The sequence below is a fragment of the Haloferax sp. S1W genome (assembly GCF_044593955.1).
Taxonomy (GTDB): Archaea; Halobacteriota; Halobacteria; order Halobacteriales; family Haloferacaceae; genus Haloferax.
The window spans coordinates 1832528-1854936 of sequence record NZ_CP172595.1 but is presented as its reverse complement, the minus strand read 5'-3'; the positions used below and the strand labels follow the sequence as shown (position 1 = coordinate 1854936).

At 64.0% G+C, this 22409-nt stretch carries 28 protein-coding genes and 1 tRNA gene; 13 read left to right on the top strand and 16 right to left on the bottom strand.

The features are described from left to right. The first annotated feature begins 148 nt into the window (after positions 1-148). Positions 149-233: transfer RNA gene (locus ACH9L7_RS09750), tRNA-Ser, on the top strand. 236 nt (positions 234-469) lie between these two features. After that, entirely contained in the window at positions 470-652 is a 183-nt protein-coding gene (locus ACH9L7_RS09745; RefSeq protein ID WP_396610524.1) for a hypothetical protein, read from the top strand. Positions 653-703: 51 nt separating this feature from the next. Here the strand turns inward: ACH9L7_RS09745 and bluB are convergent, their stop codons facing one another. Further along, positions 704-1360 carry a 5,6-dimethylbenzimidazole synthase gene (gene bluB / locus ACH9L7_RS09740; RefSeq protein WP_396610523.1) on the bottom strand — a complete coding sequence of 219 codons (657 nt, stop codon included), beginning with the start codon at positions 1358-1360 and terminating at the stop codon, positions 704-706. 437 nt (positions 1361-1797) lie between these two features. On the opposite strand from bluB, the gene ACH9L7_RS09735 reads away from it, so the two are divergent. Then, entirely contained in the window at positions 1798-1977 is a 180-nt protein-coding gene (locus tag ACH9L7_RS09735) for a hypothetical protein (protein WP_396610522.1), read from the top strand. 205 nt (positions 1978-2182) lie between these two features. Here the strand turns inward: ACH9L7_RS09735 and ACH9L7_RS09730 are convergent, their stop codons facing one another. Further along, positions 2183-3727, bottom strand: coding sequence for a (R)-citramalate synthase (locus ACH9L7_RS09730; RefSeq protein ID WP_396610521.1), 1545 nt, complete (start codon positions 3725-3727; stop codon positions 2183-2185). 195 nt (positions 3728-3922) lie between these two features. After that, a complete protein-coding gene (locus ACH9L7_RS09725; RefSeq protein WP_396610520.1) occupies positions 3923-4267 on the bottom strand; it encodes a DUF192 domain-containing protein in 345 nt (114 codons plus the stop codon). A 102-nt stretch (positions 4268-4369) separates the two neighbouring features. Between ACH9L7_RS09725 and ACH9L7_RS09720 the strand changes: the two genes are divergently transcribed. The 3 genes from ACH9L7_RS09720 (at position 4370) to ACH9L7_RS09710 (ending at position 7591) form a co-directional block, all read left to right on the top strand. Then, positions 4370-4912 carry a hypothetical protein gene (locus ACH9L7_RS09720; RefSeq protein ID WP_396610519.1) on the top strand — a complete coding sequence of 181 codons (543 nt, stop codon included), beginning with the start codon at positions 4370-4372 and terminating at the stop codon, positions 4910-4912. Positions 4913-5002: 90 nt separating this feature from the next. Beyond that, positions 5003-5554, top strand: a complete 552-nt coding sequence (locus ACH9L7_RS09715) for a GMP synthase subunit A (RefSeq protein WP_396610518.1) — start codon at positions 5003-5005, stop codon at positions 5552-5554. A gap of 132 nt (positions 5555-5686) precedes the next feature. Then, complete coding sequence (locus tag ACH9L7_RS09710) at positions 5687-7591, top strand: DUF2070 family protein (protein WP_396610517.1); 1905 nt, start codon at positions 5687-5689, stop codon at positions 7589-7591. A 98-nt stretch (positions 7592-7689) separates the two neighbouring features. Here ACH9L7_RS09710 and ACH9L7_RS09705 read toward each other — a convergent pair whose 3' ends face one another. From ACH9L7_RS09705 to ACH9L7_RS09675, 7 genes are all read right to left on the bottom strand, one after another. Beyond that, positions 7690-7860 (bottom strand): HVO_0649 family zinc finger protein, encoded by a 171-nt coding sequence (locus tag ACH9L7_RS09705; protein ID WP_396613257.1) that lies wholly within the window; start codon positions 7858-7860, stop codon positions 7690-7692. A gap of 182 nt (positions 7861-8042) precedes the next feature. Further along, on the bottom strand, positions 8043-8297 hold the full coding sequence (locus ACH9L7_RS09700; protein ID WP_396610516.1) for a DUF3194 domain-containing protein: 255 nt from the start codon (positions 8295-8297) through the stop codon (positions 8043-8045). Further along, positions 8298-8675 (bottom strand): prefoldin subunit beta, encoded by a 378-nt coding sequence (locus ACH9L7_RS09695; protein WP_396610515.1) that lies wholly within the window; start codon positions 8673-8675, stop codon positions 8298-8300. It abuts the gene before it with no gap. A gap of 85 nt (positions 8676-8760) precedes the next feature. Then, a complete protein-coding gene (locus ACH9L7_RS09690; protein ID WP_396610514.1) occupies positions 8761-9030 on the bottom strand; it encodes a KEOPS complex subunit Pcc1 in 270 nt (89 codons plus the stop codon). A 1-nt stretch (position 9031) separates the two neighbouring features. Continuing rightward, positions 9032-9166, bottom strand: a complete 135-nt coding sequence (locus tag ACH9L7_RS09685) for a DNA-directed RNA polymerase subunit P (RefSeq protein ID WP_390243488.1) — start codon at positions 9164-9166, stop codon at positions 9032-9034. A 32-nt stretch (positions 9167-9198) separates the two neighbouring features. Continuing rightward, on the bottom strand, positions 9199-9468 hold the full coding sequence (locus tag ACH9L7_RS09680) for a hypothetical protein (RefSeq protein ID WP_007545022.1): 270 nt from the start codon (positions 9466-9468) through the stop codon (positions 9199-9201). Between the two features lie 126 nt (positions 9469-9594). Beyond that, positions 9595-10320, bottom strand: a complete 726-nt coding sequence (locus tag ACH9L7_RS09675) for a DUF2103 domain-containing protein (protein ID WP_396610513.1) — start codon at positions 10318-10320, stop codon at positions 9595-9597. A 165-nt stretch (positions 10321-10485) separates the two neighbouring features. Between ACH9L7_RS09675 and ACH9L7_RS09670 the strand changes: the two genes are divergently transcribed. Beyond that, positions 10486-11295, top strand: coding sequence for a hypothetical protein (locus ACH9L7_RS09670; protein ID WP_396610512.1), 810 nt, complete (start codon positions 10486-10488; stop codon positions 11293-11295). A 27-nt stretch (positions 11296-11322) separates the two neighbouring features. Here the strand turns inward: ACH9L7_RS09670 and truD are convergent, their stop codons facing one another. Both truD and pth2 read right to left on the bottom strand, forming a co-directional pair. After that, positions 11323-12669: a tRNA pseudouridine(13) synthase TruD gene (gene truD, locus ACH9L7_RS09665; protein ID WP_396610511.1), complete on the bottom strand. Its 1347-nt coding sequence runs from the start codon at positions 12667-12669 to the stop codon at positions 11323-11325. Further along, positions 12669-13007, bottom strand: a complete 339-nt coding sequence (gene pth2 / locus ACH9L7_RS09660; protein ID WP_396610510.1) for a peptidyl-tRNA hydrolase Pth2 — start codon at positions 13005-13007, stop codon at positions 12669-12671. The genes truD and pth2 overlap by 1 nt, the downstream gene beginning before the upstream one ends. Before the next feature lie 111 nt (positions 13008-13118). Here pth2 and ACH9L7_RS09655 point away from each other — a divergent pair, with 111 nt between their 5' ends. The 4 genes from ACH9L7_RS09655 to ACH9L7_RS09640 all read left to right on the top strand — a co-directional run bounded on the left by ACH9L7_RS09655 (position 13119) and on the right by ACH9L7_RS09640 (position 16173). After that, positions 13119-13859 (top strand): Yip1 family protein, encoded by a 741-nt coding sequence (locus tag ACH9L7_RS09655; protein WP_396610509.1) that lies wholly within the window; start codon positions 13119-13121, stop codon positions 13857-13859. 101 nt (positions 13860-13960) lie between these two features. Beyond that, positions 13961-14551: a dCTP deaminase gene (gene dcd / locus ACH9L7_RS09650; protein ID WP_396610508.1), complete on the top strand. Its 591-nt coding sequence runs from the start codon at positions 13961-13963 to the stop codon at positions 14549-14551. Next, positions 14548-15453, top strand: a complete 906-nt coding sequence (locus ACH9L7_RS09645; RefSeq protein WP_396610507.1) for a thiamine-phosphate synthase family protein — start codon at positions 14548-14550, stop codon at positions 15451-15453. Before dcd ends, ACH9L7_RS09645 begins: the two co-directional genes overlap by 4 nt. 6 nt (positions 15454-15459) lie before the next feature. Next, positions 15460-16173, top strand: a complete 714-nt coding sequence (locus tag ACH9L7_RS09640) for a class I SAM-dependent methyltransferase (protein WP_396610506.1) — start codon at positions 15460-15462, stop codon at positions 16171-16173. Between the two features lie 142 nt (positions 16174-16315). Here ACH9L7_RS09640 and ACH9L7_RS09635 read toward each other — a convergent pair whose 3' ends face one another. Further along, entirely contained in the window at positions 16316-17239 is a 924-nt protein-coding gene (locus tag ACH9L7_RS09635; protein ID WP_396610505.1) for a sulfide-dependent adenosine diphosphate thiazole synthase, read from the bottom strand. A 150-nt stretch (positions 17240-17389) separates the two neighbouring features. On the opposite strand from ACH9L7_RS09635, the gene ACH9L7_RS09630 reads away from it, so the two are divergent. Further along, the gene (locus tag ACH9L7_RS09630) at positions 17390-18370 is read left to right on the top strand and encodes a glutathione S-transferase family protein (protein ID WP_396610504.1); all 981 of its coding nucleotides are present in this window, start codon (positions 17390-17392) and stop codon (positions 18368-18370) included. A gap of 45 nt (positions 18371-18415) precedes the next feature. Here the strand turns inward: ACH9L7_RS09630 and ACH9L7_RS09625 are convergent, their stop codons facing one another. Further along, positions 18416-19480, bottom strand: a complete 1065-nt coding sequence (locus tag ACH9L7_RS09625) for a phosphotransferase family protein (protein WP_396610503.1) — start codon at positions 19478-19480, stop codon at positions 18416-18418. A gap of 116 nt (positions 19481-19596) precedes the next feature. Here ACH9L7_RS09625 and ACH9L7_RS09620 point away from each other — a divergent pair, with 116 nt between their 5' ends. Continuing rightward, positions 19597-20670 carry a molybdopterin-dependent oxidoreductase gene (locus ACH9L7_RS09620; RefSeq protein WP_396610502.1) on the top strand — a complete coding sequence of 358 codons (1074 nt, stop codon included), beginning with the start codon at positions 19597-19599 and terminating at the stop codon, positions 20668-20670. Between the two features lie 38 nt (positions 20671-20708). On the opposite strand, the gene ACH9L7_RS09615 is transcribed toward ACH9L7_RS09620, so the two are convergent. Further along, positions 20709-21458, bottom strand: coding sequence for a 4-phosphopantoate--beta-alanine ligase (locus ACH9L7_RS09615; protein ID WP_396610501.1), 750 nt, complete (start codon positions 21456-21458; stop codon positions 20709-20711). Positions 21459-21514: 56 nt separating this feature from the next. After that, positions 21515-22348 (bottom strand): pantoate kinase, encoded by an 834-nt coding sequence (locus tag ACH9L7_RS09610; protein ID WP_396610500.1) that lies wholly within the window; start codon positions 22346-22348, stop codon positions 21515-21517. Between the last annotated feature and the right edge of the window lie 61 nt (positions 22349-22409).

The window sequence follows — 22409 nt, the reverse complement described above, 5'->3', positions numbered from 1 at the left end:
TCCGACTCCGGGGCGCGTGCGTCTTAGTCTCATTGGTCGGTCTCGAATCATGTTCGCGTCGGACGGCCCCGTCACACGTGCCGACACCCATCGCCGTCTTCGGAAATCGAAACGGATTAAACTATCCGGCGGATACGAGGTGATGGAAGCCGAGGTAGCCTAGCCCGGCCAAGGCGGTAGATTCGAAATCTACTGTCCATTCGGACACGTGAGTTCAAATCTCACCCTCGGCGCTTCTTCCGAACGTCACCCCGCGAGAGACCTTCGTGTCTCTCGCCCCGCGTGACGAGGATGTACACCGAGCTGAGATTTGAACCTCACTCGCAACGCTCCACGTTGCTCGCTGGTTCAAATCTCATCCCCAGTACTCACTTCTCTCGGACTCTGTTGGTGAGAGATAGTCGTCTCTCAATGATTCGTCGAGGTACCTGACCGATAGAATTGTTAGTAAACCACCACGACGGCGTGTATGGGGTACTCGCTCGAACAGCGACTCAATGCACTCGGACTGGTACTGTTCGGTGTGGTCGCCCTCCAAGGCTTTCTGCTCGGGGGGTCGGTTGGTGCAGTCGTGGCGCTTCTCGTTGCAGGCACTGCTGCCTACACCGTACTGTTGTTCTCCGCACCCTCCCGAGACGATTCTCCGCGATAGCGGCGGGACGCCCGCTGAGCGTGGGGTCGTGAAACGAACGTCTCACCTTCCTCACTCCGACCCAGACCCCCACCGCCCCCAGTGAACAAGCGCATCCGTTTCGATGCGCTCGCGCCACCCCTCTTGCTGGAGAACCGGTTCTTCCGGGAACCCGTCTTCGGGATAACCGACACAGAGATAGGCAATCGGCTTGATGTGGTGCGGAATATCCAGCACCTCGCGAACTTCGTGGGGGTAGAGAAACGACACCCACCCGACGCCGACGCCCTCGGCCCGCGCGGCCAACCAGAGGTTCTGCACCGCGAGACACGTCGAATACACGTCCATCTCCCGCATGGTGTTGCGCCCGAGGACGTGCGGCGCGCCGCGCGTCGGGTCGCAGGTGACGCAGACGTTCACCGGCGCGTCGGTGATGCCCTCCAATTTCAACCGCCCAAAGTCCGATTTCCGCGGTTCTCGGTACCCCTCGCGGGCGGCCGAAATCGCTCGCTCCGCGATGGACGCAATCGCCGATTTCGTCTCGTCGTCCTCGACGACGACGAAGTCCCACGGTTGCGAAAACCCGACGCTCGGGGCATGGTGGGCGGCGTCGAGAATCCGCGCCAGCGTCTCCTCGGGAACTGGGTCGCCGCTGAACCGCCTGATGTCCCGCCGCGCGTACACCGACTTGTAGACGCCAGCCCGCTCGGACGCATCGAATCCAACCATACTTGTTGTAGAACTGGTTTGTTTGCATATCGGTTCTGGTACGGCGGTCGGTTCGTTGTCTCGGCGGTTCTCGATGTGACTCGGCCACTCTCGTTGGGTGACTTCCGTCTTCTCCGAAAGAGGATTCAACAGACTATCACAATATGTCGTATGGACCCCGCACTCAAGCGGAAGCTAGACAGTCTCGTCGCGTTACTCGCTCTCATCTTCGTGGTTGAGACGTATCAAGCGGCCGGGTCGATAGGTCTCTTACTGGCCTCCCTCGGTTTAGTGGGAGTACTGGTCTTTGTGTCGTTGAATGCGAACCGAACGTCGATGGCGACAAGTGAGCAGTCCGAATAGAGACGCTGTTTTCCACCACCACGCCTCTGTCCCCCGATTTTCACTTTCACTCTCCTAGGATTCGATACATAACCCTTCCGGCCGATGGAGGAGATATGAGTGCGAACGCAGCAGAGACGAACACGAGCGAAGACGGAGGGACACGCCGAATCGACGTGACGACAGTCCGTACCGGCCGCGTGGCCGACTTCGCGGAGACGGAACTCGGCGACGCCGCTATCGGGTTCGAGCGCCGAGGTGGGTGGACCTACCTCGTCGCAAAAGAGACACGCTGAAACACGTCGGAATGCGCTGAGACACGTCAAGACGCTCGAAACGAGAACCCCTGTTTTGCCGACAGTAGCTTGGTCAGTCCGGAGTGTAGTTGGCCGGGTTCGTGCGGCCAGTCCGGGTGTGGTCAGTCCGGGTTGTGTCGGCAATCCGGGTTGGGTGTTCCGAGCGCCCCGGGCGTCCTGCGTGTTCCGTGCGCTGAGAGTTACCTCAGTCGTCTGCCGATGCGGCGGGTTCGGTTGCCCCCGGTGTCGGCGCAAGCAGTCGGTCGAGTGCATCGACCATCGCTTGCACGCTCGCTCGCGTGATGTCTGCGTCCGAGGCGGCGACGGAGACGCTGCGGTCACCGCTCGTCATCGTGACTTCGACGGTCACGACGGCGTCGGTGCCACCCGTGATTGCATCGACGTGGTAGTCGTCGAGTTGTGCGTCCGCGTTGGGACCGAGTGCTTCCCGGACGGCCTTGACTGCGGCGTCGACCGGGCCGGACCCCGTCCCGGAGGCGACTCGTTCCTCTCCGTTGACGCGAAGTCTGACACTTGCAGTGGGTGTGCCACCGCCGGACGCGGCCGTGAGGTCGAGCAGTTCGACCTGTCGGTCGCGTTCGAGACCCTGTACGTCCTCGGCGAACGCGAGTAGGTCGGCGTCGGTGACACGCTTTCCTCGGTCGCCGAGTTCCTTCACGCGGCGGACGACGGCGGCGACTTCCTCGTCGGTGGCGTCGACGCCGTGTTCTTCCAGTGCGGCCTTGACACCGGCGCGCCCGGCGTGCTTGCCAAGGACGAGGCGACGCTCACGCCCCACCGCCTCCGGCGGATACGGTTCGTACATCGCGTCGTCTTTGAGCGTGCCGTCGGTGTGGATACCGCTTTCGTGGGTGAAGGCGTTCTCGCCGACGACGGCCTTGTTCGGCGGCAGGACGACGCCCGTCGCGTGTGCGACTTTCTGTGCGAGCGCGTAGAGTTCGTCCAGTTTCACCGTCTCGACGCCATAGCAATGGTGCAGTGCGATTGCGACCTCTTCGAGCGCGACGTTACCGGCACGCTCGCCGATGCCGTTGACCGTGGTGTGGACGAGGTCAGCGCCAGCGGAGAGACTGGCGTGGACGTTCGCCATTGCGAGGCCGAGGTCGTCGTGCGTGTGCGTCGAGGTTGGCCCGAGTTCGGCGAGTCGTGAGACCACGTTGTAGGTGTGCTCGGGACTGGTGTGGCCAACCGTGTCGGCGAAACAGAAGCGGTCGGCCCCGGCGCCGTGGCTCGCACGCGCGAGTTCTTCGAGGAACGCGGGGTCTGCCCGCGACCCGTCTTCGCCAATGACTTCGACCCAGAGACCGTGGTCCTTCGCGTAGGCCACGAGTTCATCGGTTATCTCGACGACGCCGTCGCGGGTCGTGCCGACCTTCGACTCGACGTGACGGTCGCTCGCCGGAACGACCAGTGTGATGCCGTCAACGTCGCAGTCGAGCGCGAGGTCAACGTCTCCCTTGACCCCACGTGCGAAACTCGTGACCGTCGCGTCCAGTCCGAGCGAGGTGACGCGCTTTATCGTCTCTCGCTCGCCGGGGCCGGTGCAGGCGCTTCCGGCCTCGATGAACCCGACTTCCGCACGGTCGAGTGCGCGTGCGATGTCTGCTTTTTCGTCCGGCGACAGCGAGATGCCCGGCGCTTGTTCGCCGTCGCGGAGTGTGGTGTCCAACAGTGCTACGGAGTCAGAAGTAAGGGTGTGCTCGGCAGGCTCCCCGAATAAATCGTTCACGGTAGAATCGTATCCTCGTGAGTCAGCGGAACCGTTGAATTTCACAGCCAGCCGTCTCGCGACGACTTACTCTATCCTCCGTCGGTGTGGTATCTTCCGACATAGTAGTTGTACAGATGTGTCGTCGCTTGTATAAAAGAGCGGGTTCCGACAGAAATTGGTGTCACGTCGGGGAAACCGGGAGACGAAAACAGGCTATTCGACTTCGATGAGGTCGCCTTCCGCGACGCTGTCGGCCGCACCCGCGGGGAGTTCGACGATGGTGTCGGCCATGCCGAAGCCGATGCCGGTCCACGCGGAGAGGCGCTTTTTCTTGGCAACCTCGCCACCGACGAGCCAGAGTGCGTCGATGTCGAACGGGACGAACACCATGTGGAGACTGTGGCGGTCCACGTCGTCGAAGCGGAAGACGAGCGCGTAGTCGTCGGGGATAGAGCGACGGAACATCAGTCCGCGCGCCTGCGTGAGGAACGAATCGGCCGTCTCGACATCTGAGGCGAGCGTCGTCTGGTCTCCATTTCGTCGGTGGACGAGTTTCACGGCCGCGCTTTCGGCGGGGTTGGTGATGAAACCTCCGCCGCGACACCCTCGAAACGGCCCATCGAGAGCAACGTTTACCCCGCCACCGACCCGACGCCGGGTATGGAGCGGACGCCGACCGGGACGCCCGTGGGCGTCGACGACCCGTACGACCACGCTGGCCGATGCGACCACCTCACAAGCGATGGTGCGTGTCGCCTCGCCCGAGAGTACGCTGACCGCGACCCCAAGTTCGCACGCGAGCGCGCACGAGAGAACTACGACTGCGTCGCCGCCGCAGACGGCTGTGACTTCCGCGACTGCCCGCACTACGCATCGACCACCTCCGGCCGCGAGTGCACTCGCTGCGGTCTCGAAGAGGTTCGGATGGATCACGACTCGACAGCCCGGCCGCTACTCGAAGAACACCACCTCTCGTATGGGAGTGGGGCGAGTGCGTCGCACGCAGACGGTGACGAGCCGTCTCACGAGATTACCGTCGCGCTCTGCCGGTGGTGTCACACGAAGGTCCACAAGTCCTTCGCGCGCGTGGACGACGACGCCGCACCCGACCCGGAGGCCATCGCTGCACGTGAAGCGCGCCGGACCAAGGAGTTAGAGGAGATGGGCTTTCAGTCGGCGCGCGACCGGACCGCCGACCGATAAGCGCCGGTGAATGTGCCACTCTGATGCACGGATACGCTCATCTCGGCCAGTCTTCGATTCACTTTTACGCACGGTAGTCCAACCCCGCACATGACCCGCATCGTCGTCATCGACAACCACGGGCAGTTCACCCACCTCGAACGGCGCGCACTCCGTGACCTCGGCGTCGACACCGAACTCATCGACAACGACACGGACCCCGAAGATATCGACGCGGACGGCATCGTCCTCTCCGGCGGCCCCGACATGGACCGTATCGGCCGTTCTCCCGACTATCTCGACCTCGACGTTCCCGTCCTCGGTATCTGTCTCGGCATGCAGATTCTCGCCGAGGAACTCGGCGGTCGCGTCGGCTCCGGCGACTACGGCGGCTACGCCGACGTCGACGTGGAAGTTCTCGACGACGGAGACCCACTTATCGGCTCTCTCTCGCCGGAAACCCGCGTCTGGGCCAGCCACGCCGACGAGGTCAAGGAAGTTCCCGAGGGATTCACCCACACCGGAACGAGCGACGTATGTACCATCGAAGCGATGAGCAACACCGACCGCAACCTCTACGGCGTCCAGTGGCACCCCGAAGTCGCCCACACCGACGAGGGCGAAGCGGTGTTCGAGAACTTCATCGACATCTGCGAACGGTAAGCGTTCTGACTTCTCTCTCGCGCTGTCTCTGTTTCGCCCCCGACGCCTGACGGTTTCGAACTGTTTCTCTCATCGTCGTTTCTTTGAGACAAGCCGAGACATTTACCGCCTTCCGTCAAGTCTGTTCGAGAAATGACCTCCACGCAGAGCGACCTCGCTGGGTTGTCGCGGTTTATCTTCCGCGCACCCAACTGGTATTCGAGTCTCGGTTTCGCCCTGCTCGTTGCTGCGATGGCGGGTGTTGCAGCGTTCGACTCCGGTGACCTCGCCGGGTCGTGGCGCGGTCTCTTCTTCCTCGGACGAGACGCGTGGGAAGGTATCTTCTTCATCGGAATTCCGACCGTCGTCGCGGCGTTCGGCACCACCGGCGTCGACCGATTTGTCGGCGGGAAACTCACGCACAACCGCTCGTCGCTCCTCGCGTTGGCGGGCGAGGTCATCATCGTGACCATCGTCACGCTTGCGACTATCATCTCGGTCGCGACCGGCCTCGGCCAGCGGTTCATCTTCGATGCGCTGGTTGTCGCCCTCGCGTCGGTGTTCGCCTTCCGCCTGCTCATCATCATGGCGGTCTCTCGGTCGTCGCTGCTCATCGCGTCGGTCCCCGCGAGCATTCAGACGCTCACCGCCGCGGCGCTCCTGTTCGTCTACAGCGGGACGCTCCGCTTTTTCGAAGTCGGCGGACCGCTCCTCGAAGCGTATCTGATGCCGTACCTCGCACGCCCCTCGCGCGCCCCGCCAGAACTCTCGGTCATCGCCCCCAGTCACTTCCAACTGCTGGCGATAACCTGTGTCACCTACGCGGTGGCCGTCTACGCCTTCCTCCGCGTCGTCGACCGCCCGTGGCGTCGGAGCCTCGGCGTCTCGGTCCTCGACTTCATCCGCGGCTTCATCGGCCACGTCGCCGAGGGGACCCGCGAGTTAGAGGACTTCTTCGAACAACTCGGACAGGAGGCTATCGTCCCCGTGACGGTCCTCTCGTTCCGCCGGACCGACGGCACCGAGAAAGCGCGATTCGTCCTCCCGATGATTCACCCCGGTCCGATGGGCGAGATTGGCGGCGGCAACTTCCCCGAGCGCGTCGCTCGACGCGCCGAGGGACTGGCGTTCCCGCCGCATGCGACCGCTGGCCACGACTTCAACCTCGTAACCGAGCGCGAAGTCGACGTCGTCCTCGACGCGGCCGATTGCGCCTACGACGATATCGAGTACACGGCCGACGCCACACCGAGCACCCGGGTCGAATCGGGCGACGCGAAGATGCTCGGCCAGCGATTCGGCGACGACGCCGTCCTCGTGTCGACGTACGCCCCGATGTTCGCCGACGACGTGGAGTACGCGGTCGGTCTCTCTGCGGCCGCCGAGGCCCGGACGACTGGTCTCGAAGACGTGCTGCTCGTCGACGCCCACAACTGTAACAACGGGCTTTCGGGCCCCGACCTCGGGCACGTCACGCCCGGGAGCAAGCGCTCGTTCGACATGATTTCTGCGGCGGGATACGCAGGTGAACGCCTCTCTGAATCCGAACAAGACACACTCTTGCTCGGCACGGCGTGGGAAGAAACCGACTGGACGCCACGCGAGGGAATCGGCCCACTCGGCATTCGCGTGGCCGTGACGGAAGTCGCCGGACAGACGACAGTCTACGTCCTCATCGACGGGAACAACATGGAACCGGGGCTTCGCGACCGAATCGTCGAATCGCTCACGAGCAAGCGTGTCGACGTGGCCGAGGTGATGACGACGGACACACACATCGTCAACACCGTCGAAGCGGAAAATCAGGTCGGTGCGGCAATCGACCAGGACGACCTGCTCGAAACCATCGAACGCCTCACCGACGAGGCGCTCGACGACCGCGAACCGGTCACTGCGGGGATGGCCACGCGCCGCGCCGAAGTGACTATCTTCGGGAACGACCGAACCGAGACGCTCGCCAGCCACGCCAACGCCGTCGTCTCGATGGGCGGGGCGCTCGCGCTAGCGGTCATCCTCGCCGCGATGGCCGTCAGTATCCTCGTGTTCTTCCTGGCATAGCCACTCGGCAGTCGCGTTTCATCCTCAGTTGTCCAGTCGAGACAGCGCACCCGCTCTGCGGATAGAATGGTGGTAACGAGACGGCACCCCCGTCACACTTACTTCAGCTTGAGCGTTCGAACTTCGATAGCGCCACAGCTCGGACAGACGTGTCGGTAGTCGATTCGACTGCCCGTCGTTCTCGCGGACCACTCGCCGTCTTCGTCGACGAATCCACACTCCGAGCACTCGCGGTCAACGTCGGCGTAGTGGTCGCGTAATCGGTCCAACGCTGTCGTCCCTCTGGTTCGCCGTCTGGTTGACATGCGTTAACTTATGGCAGTGTCTATTATAGGTGTATCGCCGACGTATCATGAATAGAGAGTGTCTCTGTTTCTAACTCGTCACTAGCGGCTGAGTCGGTGCAATCGCTCGCCGTCGAATGAGTCACGGGGGGTGCCCGCGAAAAACCCTATTCGTCTTCAGCGGCCGCGAACAGTTCGTCCACGGCTTCCTGCGCCGCCTGTGCCGCCTCGTCGGCGACTACGGCAGCGTTCTCGGCGTCGTCGGGCGCGTTGATGTACACGTCGACATCGAGCACGCCGTCTTCGAACGTTACGGTAACGTCGAAGTCTTTGACGCGGGATTGTTTGAACCGGGCGAAGATGAGGCCTTCAGCCGCCTCTGCGGCGGTTTCGACGACCTCTTCGTCGGTCGGCTGTGGCATTTACGCGCCGCCGGGGCCCATCGGGCCCGCGCCGCCGCCCTGCAGCATCTGCTGGAGTTCTTCCTGCAGACTCTCGAATTTGTCCTGCACGCGCGTCTCCTGCTTCGTGAGCTGCTCGACGCGGACTTCGAGGCTCTCGACCTTCTCTTCGAGGTCGTCTTTGGCTTCGTCGTACTCGGCCTCGACGAGGAGTTCGCCGACTTCGCGGTACATCTTCGTGTCCGAGTCGACATCCTCGAGGGTTTCGAGCGCCGTCTTCGCCTCGTTGAGCGCAGTCTCGGAGGACTGCTTCTGCTCAGCGACGTTTTGGGCGGTTTCCTGAAGGTTCTGAAGTTCTTCGAGCTTCTCCTGCGCTTCCGGCGGCAGACTTCCCTGCATACCCGAACCGACGGGCCGCCGTCCCTAAAACACCCGCGGTCTCCTGCGCGAGTCAGTTCCGTCGCCGCAGCGACTCGGCGTCGCCTTATGCGACCCCGTTTTGTCGCTCACCGGCGTCAGAAACGGACTCTGCGGTCTCTACGAGGCGGACCCACGTGTTGAGACCCGCGCGGAGGGCAACGAGGTCGTCGGCCTCGATGGTGACGACGACCGTCTTTTCGTCGCGGTGGACGCGCGCGCCGGAGCGAGCGTCGTCTATCTCGCCGACTTCGACGGCGATACTCTGCTCGACGATTCGCGCGCGCCGCTCGTCGGGGTAGTCGAATTCGAGAGAAGCGCTGTGCGCTGAGCGCACGTTACTCGACGGCGACTTCTTTCACGTCGGGGGACCGCTCCTTCAGGAGGACGCGGTGCCCACAGTACGGACAGCGAACGCCACCGAACTCGTCCAGTTCGACGTCGCGTTTACACCGGGAACACTTGTAGCTCATTGGTAGTGTGAGGAATCGAGGCTGCGACGGCGTTATTCGTCCTCGCCGGTCAGCGCGGCGCGGATGGAACGACGGACCTGCTTGCCTGCGGGGGTCTCGGGGCGGTAGGAACCGCCGGTGAAGACCTCACCGGTCTCTTCGTTCTTCCAGATGCCAGTTCCAACGCGAGTGACGTCGTCGCCGTCGACCTTGGAATTTCGCATCTCTGCTTCGATTTCCTTGACGCGGCGGCGGGCGACGCGGCCGTACCGTGCGCCAAAGCGCCCGGCACTTCCGACGGATCGTGCCTTATTCTCGGCCATAGTACCGCCTACTACCCCAGCGGCATGGATAAACCCTACGAGTCGAGTCGGCGGTCGTCGCCGTCTCGTGGTGGACTGCGTCGCTGGTCATCCTGTCAGTAATCGTCCTGTGACTGCTGGCCGCAACTAATCGTCCTGTAACTCGGCTTCGCAGAGCGCGTCGTTCAGGTCGTCTCTGACACGTTCTCCGGTCTCCCGGTTCATCGCCGTCGTGACGATGCGGTTTTCCTGCACGCTCGACCCGTCGCGGAGGAGTAGGCGGACGTTTCCGTTGCCGTCAGCGCGGGTGACTTTCGCCCGCAGTCCCGTCTGTGACCCCTTGCCTCCGGCGTCGATGGGACCGGGAATGACCTTCTTGACGTGCGGGTGGCCCGCAACGACACCAATCGCGCGGCGGCCCTCTCGCCCCCCGATGAGCGTCGTGTGACTCCCACCGAGTTTTTCGGCCGGGGGGATGTCCACGACTTCCAGCGCGCGCTCGCCTCGTCTGTCGAGAACGCTCCCTACCGGGTCGTCGTCGGTGACGCGGTAGAATTCGTAGTGGAGTTGCGCCCGCGTCTCGCGGAGCGGGGCGCGCTCACCGGCGGCGTAGACCGTCTCGGGGCGCTTTCTTCGAATTTCGTCGGCGACGAGACCGGCGAAGTTCCGCAACTGGATGATTTTCGTCTCGTCGTCTGCTTCGGGAATCGTCGTCACCGTCGTCTCACCGATGACTTCGTCCTCGTCGAGGTAGGTCAGCGTCGCGCGGTCTGCATCGAAGACGACGACGACGGCATCGCAGTTGGCGGTGTTGCAGGTGAGACAGTAGTCTCCCGGTTTCGCTAACGGCGTTCCACACCGCCGACAGTGCATAACCGCTCTTCAGGCGTGCGCCTACAAAAGGTCGTTTATACTCCGACTGCGCCGACTCGTATACTCCGACTGCGCCGACTCGTATACTCCGGCCGCGCTGACTCGTCGTCGCTTGGGGTGGTACCGTGGCGAAAACTATTGGTGCCCCGTCCGTGAGGCACGCGTATGCAGGGTCTACACCGGGGTGCCCTTCTCGCGTCTCTCTTCCCCCTCGCATTGGTCGGCCTCGTCGGCCTGTTCGCTCTCGCCCTCGATCCCGAAGCGACGATTCGTCTCGCCACCCAACTGGCGCAGCAGGCGCTGGCACTGGCGCGTGCGGTTGCCTCGTACCTCCGGCGGGCGGCCCCTCTCTCGACTGGCCTGTTCGCCGTCTTCGCGTGGGTCGCCGCCAGCACCTTCAGCGCGTTCTTCGTCCACCGGGACCACGGCGACACGCGAACGCTGGCCGAACTCGCGTTCGCTCTCGTCGCGTCTGCGACGATTCCCCTCGTCGCCGTCTTCGCCCGCGACCGACCTGTCGTGGTCGTCGGCACGGGCGTCGTCCTCCTCGCCGCTGGCGGTGCCGTCTTCGCCGGGCGGTCCAACACCGAAGGTATCGTGACCGGGTCGCTCTACGCAGTCGCACCCATCGCACTCGGTGCGGCCGTTGCGTATCTCTTTGTCAGTTCCTCGGTCGCCCAGACTGCGACGCTCGCCCTCCCGTTGGCGGTCGGCTATGCACTCGGCGTCGCCAGCGCACACGGTCGCCCGACTGGCGGTGCGCTCGTCTCGACAGTCGCGTTCGCCATCCCGGCGTGGATGTACTTCCCGCCCGCGGCCGAGGCGTCGGCCTTCCAACCGGGAACCGTCGGATTGGCGGTCGCGTTCGCGCTCGTTGCGGTTGTCATGTCGATTCCGTTCGCCGCAATCGGTTACGCGACGACGCGGACGACGAAAGCCGGGGAGACGGTAGCGGCGACGAACGCGAAAGAATAGTTAGCGGTCGAGTGGCTTTGTCTTCACTCAGAGGTCGAGCGGACCGGCTTTCAGATACTCGCGCATCACGGCCGTCGCGTACGACCCGTGCGGGAGGCCGAAATCGAACACCAGACTCTCGTCTTCGACCGTCAGGTCCGTTCGGACGAGAATCGCCCGCCGCGTCCCGGACGAACGGAAGTTTCCGGGGAGGTCGAAGTCCGCGGGTTCGAGGTTCAGTTCGTCGAGGACCTCGCGTTCGATGTCGCCTTGCTCGCCGTCGGCGAGTTCCGTCTCGGTCCCGACGAGGGGTGCGGTGACGAACGCCCGGCCACGCTCGATGTGGCGGGCCATCACGTCGACCCGGCGGCCGGTCGCAGATTGGAGGCGACTCACGTCTGGAATCTCGATTCCGTCGGGGGCATCGCGGTCGGCGAAGGCCACGACGTCGCCTTCGACCGGTCTGTCGAAGGGAAGCCCACGGTCGAGTCGTTCCGAGAGAATTTGGTTGAAGACGTACGACTGCGCGGCGTTGACGAAGAGTCGCTGAAGGTTCGAGGGCACAGATTCGAGCGCGTTACGCCAGTCTTCGTCGGTCTCCGCACCGTCTTCGGCGAGGCGGTGGAGCATCCCACGCTCGTAGCCGAGGTAGCCCGGAATCGCGTCGAGAGCGCGGTGCCAGTCCGGGTCGTCGGAGTCGGCCTCCTCGTCGACGACGGCACGGCCCGCTTGGGTCTCTTCGGGTTCGTCTTCGGTCGGACCGCCGCAGTACGCGAGGACGGCCTCACGCCACTCGCCGCGGACGACGTGCAGGCCGACTTTGTGGGTGATTGGGCGGATGCTGCCGAATCGCTGGTGGCCGAAGAAGTTAGGGACGCCAACCATGTCGTCGCGGCCGCCGAACTCCCGGAGCGAGTCGGTGATAGCCGCGACGGTTTCGGGGTGGTCGGGGTCGCGGACGCGGATACGGAAGTGGTTGCCCGCGAGGTCACCGAAGTCGAGCGTGCGGCCGAGTCGGCCGACGACTTCGATGTCGGCGTTCCGAATCTCCGGCACGTCGTCGGCGTCGCCACCGTGTACGGTGAACAACTGCGTCGTCACCGCGTGTTTGTCCTTCGTGCCCGCCCAGGAGACGCGCTCTCTGCTGACGCCGAGTTCGTCTGAGAGGCGACCCGCGAAATCGTTGGTGTCCCATCCGCGGAGGGTGACACGGAGGACGAGGTTCGGGAAGTCGCCAGTGGGCGCGTCCGGCGGGCGAATGTTCAGTGAGTCGAGTTCGAGTTCGCGGACTTCGAAGTCCTCGGGTTCGACGCGGAGGACGCCGCCGATACCGTCCGCTTCGCTCACGTAGTGGTCGATGCCGACGGCCCGCTCGGTGGGGTGTGCCTCGCGCATCAGTACAGAGAGAGGTGGCCCGTGACGCGGTCGATGATGTCGTCGTCGGCCGGACCGACCGCCAGCGCCGTCACCGTGCCGGGTTCGAGTTGGGTGTGTCCAGCGTCGCGGATAATGGCGTGTGGGATACCCTCGTGTTCGGCCTTGGATGCGAGTTCGAACAGTTCAGACTCACCGTTCGCCTTGAGGACGACTTTCTTCTGTCCTTTGCCCTTCCAGCGCTTCCGTGTTCGTGAGTCCGTGTCCTCGTAGGCGGACAGCGAGGCGTGCGCAACCTGCGCGGCGAGTTTCCCCTCGCCCATGCCGATGTCCGCTCGTGCGACGATGGCCTGTTTCATGCGCCCTACTCCCCGCCGACGCGGTAAATGTCCTCCCATCGTCGGGCTGTCGGGGGCGTCTCTCTGTTCTCCTGCAAAAAGCACTTAACTGACACCATCCTCGTGTCACCGATGGCTGGTCCCCGAACACCCCTCCTCAAGCCACGCGAATATTTCGAGTCGAAGACGCCGCCGCTCGACTTCGGACGAGCGGTCGTCGCCGTCGCGGTCGTCACGCTCGTCCTTGCTGCTGGCGTCGGCGGTCTCCTCTGGACGCTCACAGACCAACTCGACCAGCAGGTCACGGTCGACAACCCGGAACACCACCCCGAGTGGGCGTGCGAAAAGTACGAAGACGGCGGCCCGTTCGAGGACATGTCTGCGCCTGACGGGTGCGATGCATCTGTCCCCGAGGAGAGACAGCGACCGCTGGGCGAACTCATCTGGGAGGAGTTCTCCTGGGTCCCGTGGGCAATGCTGGTGTTCGTCCCGCTCATCTGGCTCACCGAGGGGGTGCTGCTCCACCTCGGGAGTTCGTTCGTCGGCGGCGAAGGCCGATTTACCGACACGCTCACCGCTGCCGGGTGGGGGATGGTTCCGACGGTCGTTCGCGTGCTCGCCGTGGGGGCGTTCCTCACGTACCGATTCAGAACGCTGTCGCTCCCGCCGGACCCCGAAGGGGCGGTTCAGGCGATGCAGGCATCCCTGACCGGTCTCGACCTCGTCTCTGGAGCCGTCATGCTCGTCGTCGTCGCGTGGGCGACGTACATCCGAACCTACGGCCTCGCCCGCGCCCGCGACCTGTCGGTGGGGAATGCCGCCGTCGTCACTGTCGGATTGACGCTCGTGGGTCTCCTCTTCGAGTTCGTATAAGCAACACAGCCCTCGTCACCCGACTCGATAGTCGTGTAACATCTTCTGTGCCGCCGAAACAGAGGAATGGATTTACCTACGTACGTCGCGCTCCTTCGAGCATGATACTCTCGGACTCCGATATCCTCGCTCGCCTCGAAGCGGGGGACCTCGTAATCGACCCGCTCGACGACATCGACATGCAGGTCCAACCGGCGAGCGTCGACCTCCGTCTGGGAACGGAGTTTCTGGAATTCCAGCGCACGAACATCTCGTGTATCCACCCGAACCGCGAGGAGGAAGTCTCGACCTACGTCAGCGAGACCTACGTCGAGGAAGGCGACGACTTCATCCTCCACCCCGGCGACTTCGTCCTCGGAACGACCAAAGAGCGCGTCGAGATTCCCGACGACCTGCTCGCAACCGTCGAGGGCCGGTCGTCGCTCGGGCGACTCGCCATCGTCATCCACGCGACTGCCGGTATCGTTGACCCCGGCTACGAAGGCCAGATTACGCTGGAACTCTCCAACCTCGGGTCTGCCCCCGTTGCGCTCACGCCGGGAATGCGCATCTCGCAACTCGTGTTCACGGAGATGAAATCGCCCGCCGACCGGCCCTACGGTGCCGAGCGCGGGTCGAAATATCAAGGCCAGCGCGGCCCGCAGGCGTCACGCATCGGTGCTGACCCAGAGTTTGGAGACACAGAAAAATGAAATTCATCGAAGAACTGGTCGTCGACGAATTCCTCCCGACGTTTCGCGCGCTGCTCGCGGAGGACCTCCGAGACCGCGGGTTCACCCAGTCAGAGGTGGCCGAGGCCCTCGGAATCAGCCAGAGCGCCGTCTCGAAGTACGCCCATGGCGAAGTGACGATGAACGACCGTGTCGCCGACGACACGCGCGTTCTCGAACTCGTCACCCAAATCGGCGAAGGTCTTTCGACGGGTGACATGACGCCCGTGCAGGCGCTGGTCGAAGCGGAGGTTCTCATCCGCCAACTCGAAGAGGCAGACCTCATGTCGGACCTCCACGAGGAGGCGATGCCCGAATTGGCGTCGTACGACGGGTTCCACAACATCCACGACCCCGAGAGCCACCTGCGGACGGTCGAGCAGGTTCGGTCGTCGGTCCGCCGCGGGCTTCGAAAGCTCACCAACACCTCCGGGTTTGCGGGGCTTATCCCGAACGTCGGGTCGAACCTCGTGGAGTCGCTGCCGGACGCCGAGGGCATCGACGACATCGCGGGCATCCCCGGGCGTATCTTCGACGTGAAAGGACAGGCGACCGTTCCGGGCGAACCGGAGTTCGGCGTCAGCGAACACGTCGCGTCCGTGCTCCTGTCGGCCCGTGCGTCGGGTGCCGACGTGAACGCCGCGCTCAACATCGTCTACGACGACGGCGTCGTCGAGGAACTCGAAGCCGCGGGCTACGAGTGCATCGAGTTCGACCCCGAAGCCCCGACTGACCCGGTCCGCGCTGTCTTAGAAGACCGCGACACCGACCTCCCGGAGACGTTCGTCGTCTACCAGACCGGTGGCTACGGCATCGAACCGATTACCTACATCATCGGTCCGGACGCGCCGACTGTCGCGGACGTTGTTCGCGTACTCCTCTGAGTGCGGATGTCTCCCGACTCGTCGGCCGAACAGTCCGATGCAATCGCCGCCCGCTCGCCCGCGACACTCGCCCAATCTTTCTACACCCGATGGGCCAGCCTCTACGACACCATTGCCCGCCGAGCGCCGGGTGTCGGCACCGTCCGCTCCGAGGCAGCGGACGCCCTCGACCTCTCGCCCGGTGACACCGTCGTCGAGATGGGTTGTGGGACCGGTGCGAATCTCCCGTCCCTCGCCGAGCGCGTCGGTCCCGACGGAACCGTCGTCGGCGTCGATTTTTCGCCCGGCGTCCTCGACGTGGCCCGCGAACGCGCCCGCGAGTATCCGAACGTTCACCTCGTCCGCGCCGACGCGACCCAGCCGCCGATTCCTGCCCACGTCCCGGACGCCATTCTGGCGACGTTCGTCTCGGGAATGTTCGGCGACCCCGAAGCAGTCGTCTCGTCGTGGGCCGACCTCGTCGAACCGGGCGGGAGACTCTGTCTCGTCGACCTTGCGGAGACGACAGATGCGACGTGGCAGATGCTCAACCCTGTGTTTCGGGCACTCGTCCGGGTCACTGCGCCGCCCGGAACGCGGACGATGCGCGGGTCGCCAACCGCGATGCTCGACGAGCGACTCGTTTCAGCACACCGGGCGCTGGAATCTCGATGTCGGGTGACCCATCGGGCGACGCACGTCCTCGGGTTCGCGCGCATCAGAGCGGGTGTGGTCGAGTGAGTCGCCCCGCAGTCACTTCTCGTTCACGAGTGTGAAAATTCGAACGAGAGCGCGGTCGTCATGTCAGAGGCACGTTATGGGGGCCGCGTGTTGAACCCCGGGGGGAGAGACTACGCGCTCCGTTCTGAGAGAGGGGTGTCGGTTAGTCGTCCGCAGCCGCCGGTCCGCTGATGGTCACTTCGGGCGCGTCGCGACCGAGTTCGTCGAGGCAGGACTGCGCCGCCTGCTTGCCGGAAAGCAGCATGGCACCGAAGGTCGGACCCATGCGCGGGAGGTGGTGTGCGGTGGCGACGGCCATGCCGGAGGCGACGACGCCGGGGTGGACGACGCCCGTCGCTTCGACGATGTCGTCTTCGCTCTTGGAGACCCACATCGAGTCGTGGCCGGGGGAGTCGTGGCCGGGTGCGCCGTACTCGCCGTCGCTCGTCTTGTCCATGCCCGTATTGTGCGTCTTGGCGTGTTCGATGCCGCTCACGTCGAGGACGCCGCGCTCGGAGAGTTTCGAGAGGACGACGGCGTCGTGGCCCGTCGCGTCGAGGACGAGTTCGGATTCGACGGCGATGGGGTCGACACAGGTGAGTTCGCGCGGGAGCGCGTGGACCGGCGTCCAGTTCATCACGATGCCGCCGACGCGGTCGTCTTCGCGGACGACAACGTCAGTGAACTCGGTCATGTTCTGAATCTCGGCACCGGCGTCGCAGGCGGCCTTGATGAGCGCGGAACAGGCGTGCGGGCCGTCGGCGACGTAGAGTCCCTCGGCCTCGTCGCTTTCTTCGTACGGAACGTCGAGTTCGTCGAGAACTTCGTTAGCGGGGCCGCGGACCGTAATCTTGTTCATCAGGAAACCGCCGAGCCAGAAGCCACCGCCGAGGTAGTTGTTCTTCTCGACGACGGTCACGTCCACGTCACGCTCTGCCAGTTCCTTCGCCGCGACGAGTCCGGAAGGACCGCCGCCGACGATGATAACGTCGGTGTCTGTGCGCTCTCTGAACTCCTCCATCCACGAGTCGGAGATTGCGCGAGTTACCTGTGCTTCCGTCGCGTCGCTGAATCCGTCGAACGACATACTACCTAGTGATATCACTTGGTAGTAAAACGTTTCGACACCCGAACGGCTGGCCTCCGAACCACTTCCGGTTACATTGATGTCGCCTGTCTCTTTTTGTTGGAGAACTCCTTACGATGGGATGATGCCCGAATCAGAGGTCGTAGCCGCATGAACATGCTCTACGAAGGCGAGTGGCGAACGGACGAGTTCGCCGCCAACAATGAAGACGGAGAGTTCGAGCGACAGACCACGACGTTCCGAAACTGGGTCGGCGAGGACGACCAGTTCCCCGTCGAATCGGGACGGTATCACCTGTATATCTCTCGTGCCTGTCCGTGGGCACACCGCACCGCGATGGCCCGCGCCCTATTGGGGCTCGAAGATGTCATCTCCCTCTCGCTCGTCGACCCCGTGCGAATCGACGACGGATGGGAGTTCTCCGAGGAGTCCCCCGACCCGCTCTACGGCGAGGAATTCCTTCGGGACGTCTACCTCCGGGCCGACGACGAGTTCACCGGCCGTGTTACGGTCCCCGTTCTGTGGGACAAAGAACGCGAGACCATCGTCAACAACGAGTCGCGCGAGATAATGCGCATGTTGACCACGGCATTCGCCGAGCACGCGACAACCGACGTGGACCTGCTTCCTGACGGGGCAGAAGACGAGGTGGACAGACTCATCGACGAGGTTTACGACCCGATAAACAACGGCGTCTACCGCGCCGGGTTTGCGACGACCCAGGAGGCCTACGAGAACGCCGTCACCGAACTGTTCGACGCGCTGGACCACTGGGAGGCGGTGCTCGACGACCAGCGATTCCTCGCCGGTGACACGCTCACCGAGGCCGATATCGCGATGTTCGTGACGCTGATTCGCTTCGACCACGTCTACCACACGCACTTCAAGTGCAACAAGAAGGCCATCCACGAGTACGACAACCTCTGGAACTACACGAAGGAACTCTACCAGTTGCCCGGCGTCGAAAAGACGGTCAACATGGACCACATCGTTCGCCACTACTTCGTCAGCCACGGCGACATCAACCCCAAGCGTATCTACGCTGTCGGCCCGGACCTCGACTTCACCGAACCGCACGACAGAGACCGCCTCGATACCGACCTTCCGCCGGCTATCGCTGCTGACGACTGAACCCGCGTTGTCTCGCCTGTTGGCCGGTTCTTCGCTGGCCAACCGCTATCGATTCAATAGCGTCCGCGCATCTGTTCGGATACGCTCTGCGACTGCCGTCTCGGTGCCCTGCGGCAACGTTAGATGCTGAAAGTCGTTCATGATACGGACCATCGCGAGCATCTCGTAGACCGGTTCTGGCGTCGACACGCTCTCGACGTGCTCCGGTGCGGCCGTCTGATACCCGGCGTACATCGACTCACGAACCATCGCCCGGCGGTCCTCGACGTCGGGAAGGCCCGCGAGGAACGCCCCACTGAAGAGGTACACGGCGAACTCGAAGTCGAACGCTGCTGGGACGGCGAGCGTGTACGCCCAGTCGAGCATCGCAGTAACCTCGCCCGTTTCGGGGTCGACGAGAAGGTTGTGTAAGCCGTGGTCGTTGCGTCCCAAGACCGGGGTAAACGGTCCGTCGAGGCGCTCGATACCTGCGTCGAACCACCGCGTTAGCTCGGGGGTGAGGTCCGAAAACCGGCTCTCTGCGTGTCGGCCGAGTTCTTCGTCGACCCGCTCTCGAAGATAACTCGGCCAGTCTTCACGTGGGTTTCTGACGGAAAGCGTCGCGGGGTCTCCACCGGGTCGGTCACAGGCCAACTCGGGACCGTCGTACCGAACGTGCCCGAAACGCTCGACCGCTGGAACGGCGTGTAACTCTCCGAGATACGCACCGATTTCGCGGGCGAGTCGCTGGAGCACGTCGTCGTCAAATCGGCCGACACGCTCGTAGGCGACTTCCGACCCGGACAGCGCACGCATGAGGAAATACGGCGTCGGGTGGGACTCGTGGTCGTCGGTGACGCTGAGTACCTCTGGGACGGGAATCGACGTGTGAGCGGTGAGGACGGCCTGAATTCTGGCTTCGGTTGGAATCCCCCACGTCTGGCCGTCGGGTGAACTTTTGAGGTAGAGTTCCCGTTCGGTACTATCGCGGCAGACGACGACGCGGTAGACCGAAGAGAATCCCCGTTCGGCAGGGTGCGCCGTCTGCAGACTCCATCCCGGCAACGACGAGTGGACAATGTCCTCTATCGTCTGCTCGGACACTTCCCGTGCTTCGGGGATATCCACCATACTCTTGGCTCGTGTCGACTCGTAGAAAGCTTTTGATGACAGAGACAGTACGCCCCGGGCTGTTTCCGACGATACCCCACGACGGGTACTTCCGCGTTGGAATGCTATAATTTCTCATGGGTGGCCGTCTCCTTCGCACGGTCAGACGACTCGAACCGCCACCGAGAGCGGTGGACTGGTCGATTCTCGTGCTCGTGCTGTTCGAGACGCTTTCGGGCGTCCTCAGCCTCGGCGCTGGCCATCCCGCGAACGCCCTCCTCTTCGTCGCCCACGGTGTTGCTGGCCTCTCACTCGTCGCCCTCGTCGGGTTCAAACTCTATCGCGTCCGTCACCGCGTCCTCGACTCACGCCTCCACGACCGAACGACCACCATCTCTGTCCTGCTCGCCATCGTCGCGCTTGCAGCACTCGGCACCGGCATCGCATGGGTCGCGGGCGTCGAGATTCGGTTCGGATTCTGGACGCTCCTCAACATCCACATCGGGTTCGGCCTCCTCGTGATTCCGATTCTTCTCATCCACCTCCGGTCGCGCTTCCAGACGCCGAGTCGTGCCGACTTCGCGAGTCGCCGCCGGGCACTCCAGTACGGCGCACTCCTCCTCTTCGGCGCGGCGGCCTACCGGGCGACCGAAATCGCCGGGTCCGTCCAGGGAACGACACGCCGATTCACCGGGTCGCGTCCGCTCCCGCCCGGCGAGGGCAACGACGCGTTTCCGGTCACGAGTTGGGTCGCTGACGACCCGGACCCCATCGACCCGGACACGTGGTCCCTCTCGGTCGTTGGCTTGGTCGATACCCCGCTCGAACTCGGTGTCTCCGACCTCGACCCGGACGAGACGCAGTCCGCTCTGCTCGACTGCACGAGTGGCTGGTACACCGAACAGGAGTGGACGGGAATACGACTCGGCGACCTGCTCGATTCGGCAGGCGTCGAAGCGGCGGGTCAGTGGGTTACGGTTCGGTCAGTGACGGGCTATCGCTGGTCGTTCCCCATCGAGGAAGCCCGCGAAATGCTTCTCGCCACCCGTGTCGGTGACGAACCGCTCTCGCACGGCCACGGTGCGCCGCTTCGACTCGTCGCCCCGAACCGACGTGGGTTCCAGTGGGTCAAGTGGATAGAAACAATCGAGGTGCGCCGCCGTCGTGACCCGGTCCAATGGGTGGCGGTGCTGGTGAGTGGGTTTAGCTGAAGTCAGGTCACGCTATTCGTCGCCATTGTTTCGACCCGCTATTCGTCGCCGCCGCTCCGAATCGCTTTCTCGGCCGCTCCGAGCGCGTCGTCGGCGTCGAAGTCGGCGACGATGGCTTCGAGTTCTTCGCAGGAGGCTCCCGACAGTTCCTCGGCGTGGACGGTGATGTTCGGCAGCGCGCGGATGATGTTGTCCACGATGGGGACCGTCGCCACCTGTGCGGAGCGCGACATCGGGTTGAGGTCGACGACGATTTCGACTTTGTCCATCTCGCCGAGGGCTTCCGCGCGGTCACCGTCTTCGAGGGGGACGACGACAACGTCTGCGCTTCTGATGCCGTCGGCATCGACCTTGGCGCGCTCGTGGTCCAGACCGGGGATACGGCCGTCTGCGGTCAGTCCCTTTACTTCGTCGACACCGTGTTCGCGGAGGTGGTCGGCGATGGCCTGCATCCGTTCTTCAGTCCGGTTGAACAGGTTGACCTCCACGTCGGCACCGACTGCCTCGGCGAGTTCGCCGACTTCCGCGGGACAGAGGGCGGCCACGTTGCCGTTGACCGAGACGACCGGGTGGTCGGCGAGAAGGAGATGCGCGGCCGCAGCACGCTCGGCGGCGTCGGCACTGGGAATCGTCTGTTCGCCGAGGAGGTAGTCGAACGCCTCGCCGCGACCCTGGGCGATGAGGCCCTGATTGCTCGTGATGCCCTTTTCGACGCCCGCTTCGATGCGATGTCGAGTGAGAAGCGACTGGTAGCGGGGATGGCTTTCGGGAATCTCGATGTCGCTCATTGAATACGAATCGACTCCGGGGGTCTAACACGTTTTCTCATTCGCTGCCCGGCGGCTTACTGGCTTTCCAGCGTCGCACCTGCCGGATGGACGCGACAGACCTCGGGGTCGTAGCCCGCATCGGTGAGTCCCGTTCCGACGGCGAAAACCGTCTCGCCGAGCATCGCCATCGCGGCGTTACCGCCCGTGTCCGACACGTCCTCGATGGCGGTCGTAACGCGCTCGGTGAGCAGTCCCGCGTCGCGGGCGAACTGCTGGCACTCGGACATGAACTGGCCAAGTGTCGGGTCAGTCCGGAGGTTATCGAGGGCCGTCTCGCCCGCCGTCGTCAACGCGGTCGTATCGCCCGAGAGAACGTCGGCGGTCGAGAGACCGCCGAAGGCGACGTACTCGATTCGGGGGCGCGCCGGGATGCCGTCCATGCGGCCGTGGTCCGGTGCGCCGGGTTCGACGCGGATGGGCATGCCGCCGCGTGCCTGTGCGACGACGTCCCCGAGTCCGGTTCCCGCACGCACTTCCGCCTCGTGGGCGATTGTAACGAGGTCGTTTTCCGACCGGCCGCAGTCGAACACGTGGTTCGCGGCGAGGGCCGCCCCGAGGGCCATCGCGCCAGAGACACCGAATCCCGCTCCGAGGGGGAGTTTGCTCTCCGCGTGAATCGCTGCGGAGACACCGAGGGTGCGGAGGACCGTTTCGACCGGCGGCATCTCGACTGTGGTTCCGTCGAGTGTGACGACGGACTCGGCGGCCGACTCGACGGTTACGGTGACGCCGTGAGAGAGTGTGATGCCTGCACCGCGCGAGCCAGCGACTGCCGGGTCGTCAGCGGGGTGGGCGCTGAAGAATCCGGTGATGTGACCGGGGACGAATGCCGTCGCGTCGTCGCTCATCGTCCTTCCTTCAGCCGGGGTCGGTTAACGGTGTTGCGTTTCGTCGTTCATCGCCGTTGCC

Excerpts from the sequence above, each read along its gene's own strand:
- ACH9L7_RS09615 (WP_396610501.1), bottom strand. The coding sequence starts at position 21,458 with ATGAGCGACATCGAGATTCCCGAAAGCCATCCCCGCTACCAGTCGCTT.
- ACH9L7_RS09640 (WP_396610506.1), top strand. The coding sequence starts at position 15,460 with ATGTCTCCCGACTCGTCGGCCGAACAGTCCGATGCAATCGCCGCCCGC.
- ACH9L7_RS09685 (WP_390243488.1), bottom strand. The coding sequence starts at position 9,166 with ATGAGCTACAAGTGTTCCCGGTGTAAACGCGACGTCGAACTGGACGAG.
- ACH9L7_RS09715 (WP_396610518.1), top strand. The coding sequence starts at position 5,003 with ATGACCCGCATCGTCGTCATCGACAACCACGGGCAGTTCACCCACCTC.
- ACH9L7_RS09735 (WP_396610522.1), top strand. The coding sequence starts at position 1,798 with ATGAGTGCGAACGCAGCAGAGACGAACACGAGCGAAGACGGAGGGACA.
- ACH9L7_RS09620 (WP_396610502.1), top strand. The coding sequence starts at position 19,597 with ATGGGTGGCCGTCTCCTTCGCACGGTCAGACGACTCGAACCGCCACCG.
- ACH9L7_RS09625 (WP_396610503.1), bottom strand. The coding sequence starts at position 19,480 with ATGGTGGATATCCCCGAAGCACGGGAAGTGTCCGAGCAGACGATAGAG.
- ACH9L7_RS09695 (WP_396610515.1), bottom strand. The coding sequence starts at position 8,675 with ATGCAGGGAAGTCTGCCGCCGGAAGCGCAGGAGAAGCTCGAAGAACTT.
- ACH9L7_RS09630 (WP_396610504.1), top strand. The coding sequence starts at position 17,390 with ATGAACATGCTCTACGAAGGCGAGTGGCGAACGGACGAGTTCGCCGCC.
- ACH9L7_RS09720 (WP_396610519.1), top strand. The coding sequence starts at position 4,370 with ATGGAGCGGACGCCGACCGGGACGCCCGTGGGCGTCGACGACCCGTAC.
- bluB (WP_396610523.1), bottom strand. The coding sequence starts at position 1,360 with ATGGTTGGATTCGATGCGTCCGAGCGGGCTGGCGTCTACAAGTCGGTG.
- ACH9L7_RS09635 (WP_396610505.1), bottom strand. The coding sequence starts at position 17,239 with ATGTCGTTCGACGGATTCAGCGACGCGACGGAAGCACAGGTAACTCGC.
- ACH9L7_RS09670 (WP_396610512.1), top strand. The coding sequence starts at position 10,486 with ATGCAGGGTCTACACCGGGGTGCCCTTCTCGCGTCTCTCTTCCCCCTC.
- dcd (WP_396610508.1), top strand. The coding sequence starts at position 13,961 with ATGATACTCTCGGACTCCGATATCCTCGCTCGCCTCGAAGCGGGGGAC.
- ACH9L7_RS09700 (WP_396610516.1), bottom strand. The coding sequence starts at position 8,297 with ATGCCACAGCCGACCGACGAAGAGGTCGTCGAAACCGCCGCAGAGGCG.
- ACH9L7_RS09710 (WP_396610517.1), top strand. The coding sequence starts at position 5,687 with ATGACCTCCACGCAGAGCGACCTCGCTGGGTTGTCGCGGTTTATCTTC.
- ACH9L7_RS09645 (WP_396610507.1), top strand. The coding sequence starts at position 14,548 with ATGAAATTCATCGAAGAACTGGTCGTCGACGAATTCCTCCCGACGTTT.
- ACH9L7_RS09655 (WP_396610509.1), top strand. The coding sequence starts at position 13,119 with ATGGCTGGTCCCCGAACACCCCTCCTCAAGCCACGCGAATATTTCGAG.
- ACH9L7_RS09610 (WP_396610500.1), bottom strand. The coding sequence starts at position 22,348 with ATGAGCGACGACGCGACGGCATTCGTCCCCGGTCACATCACCGGATTC.
- ACH9L7_RS09675 (WP_396610513.1), bottom strand. The coding sequence starts at position 10,320 with ATGCACTGTCGGCGGTGTGGAACGCCGTTAGCGAAACCGGGAGACTAC.
- truD (WP_396610511.1), bottom strand. The coding sequence starts at position 12,669 with ATGCGCGAGGCACACCCCACCGAGCGGGCCGTCGGCATCGACCACTAC.
- pth2 (WP_396610510.1), bottom strand. The coding sequence starts at position 13,007 with ATGAAACAGGCCATCGTCGCACGAGCGGACATCGGCATGGGCGAGGGG.
- ACH9L7_RS09745 (WP_396610524.1), top strand. The coding sequence starts at position 470 with ATGGGGTACTCGCTCGAACAGCGACTCAATGCACTCGGACTGGTACTG.
- ACH9L7_RS09680 (WP_007545022.1), bottom strand. The coding sequence starts at position 9,468 with ATGGCCGAGAATAAGGCACGATCCGTCGGAAGTGCCGGGCGCTTTGGC.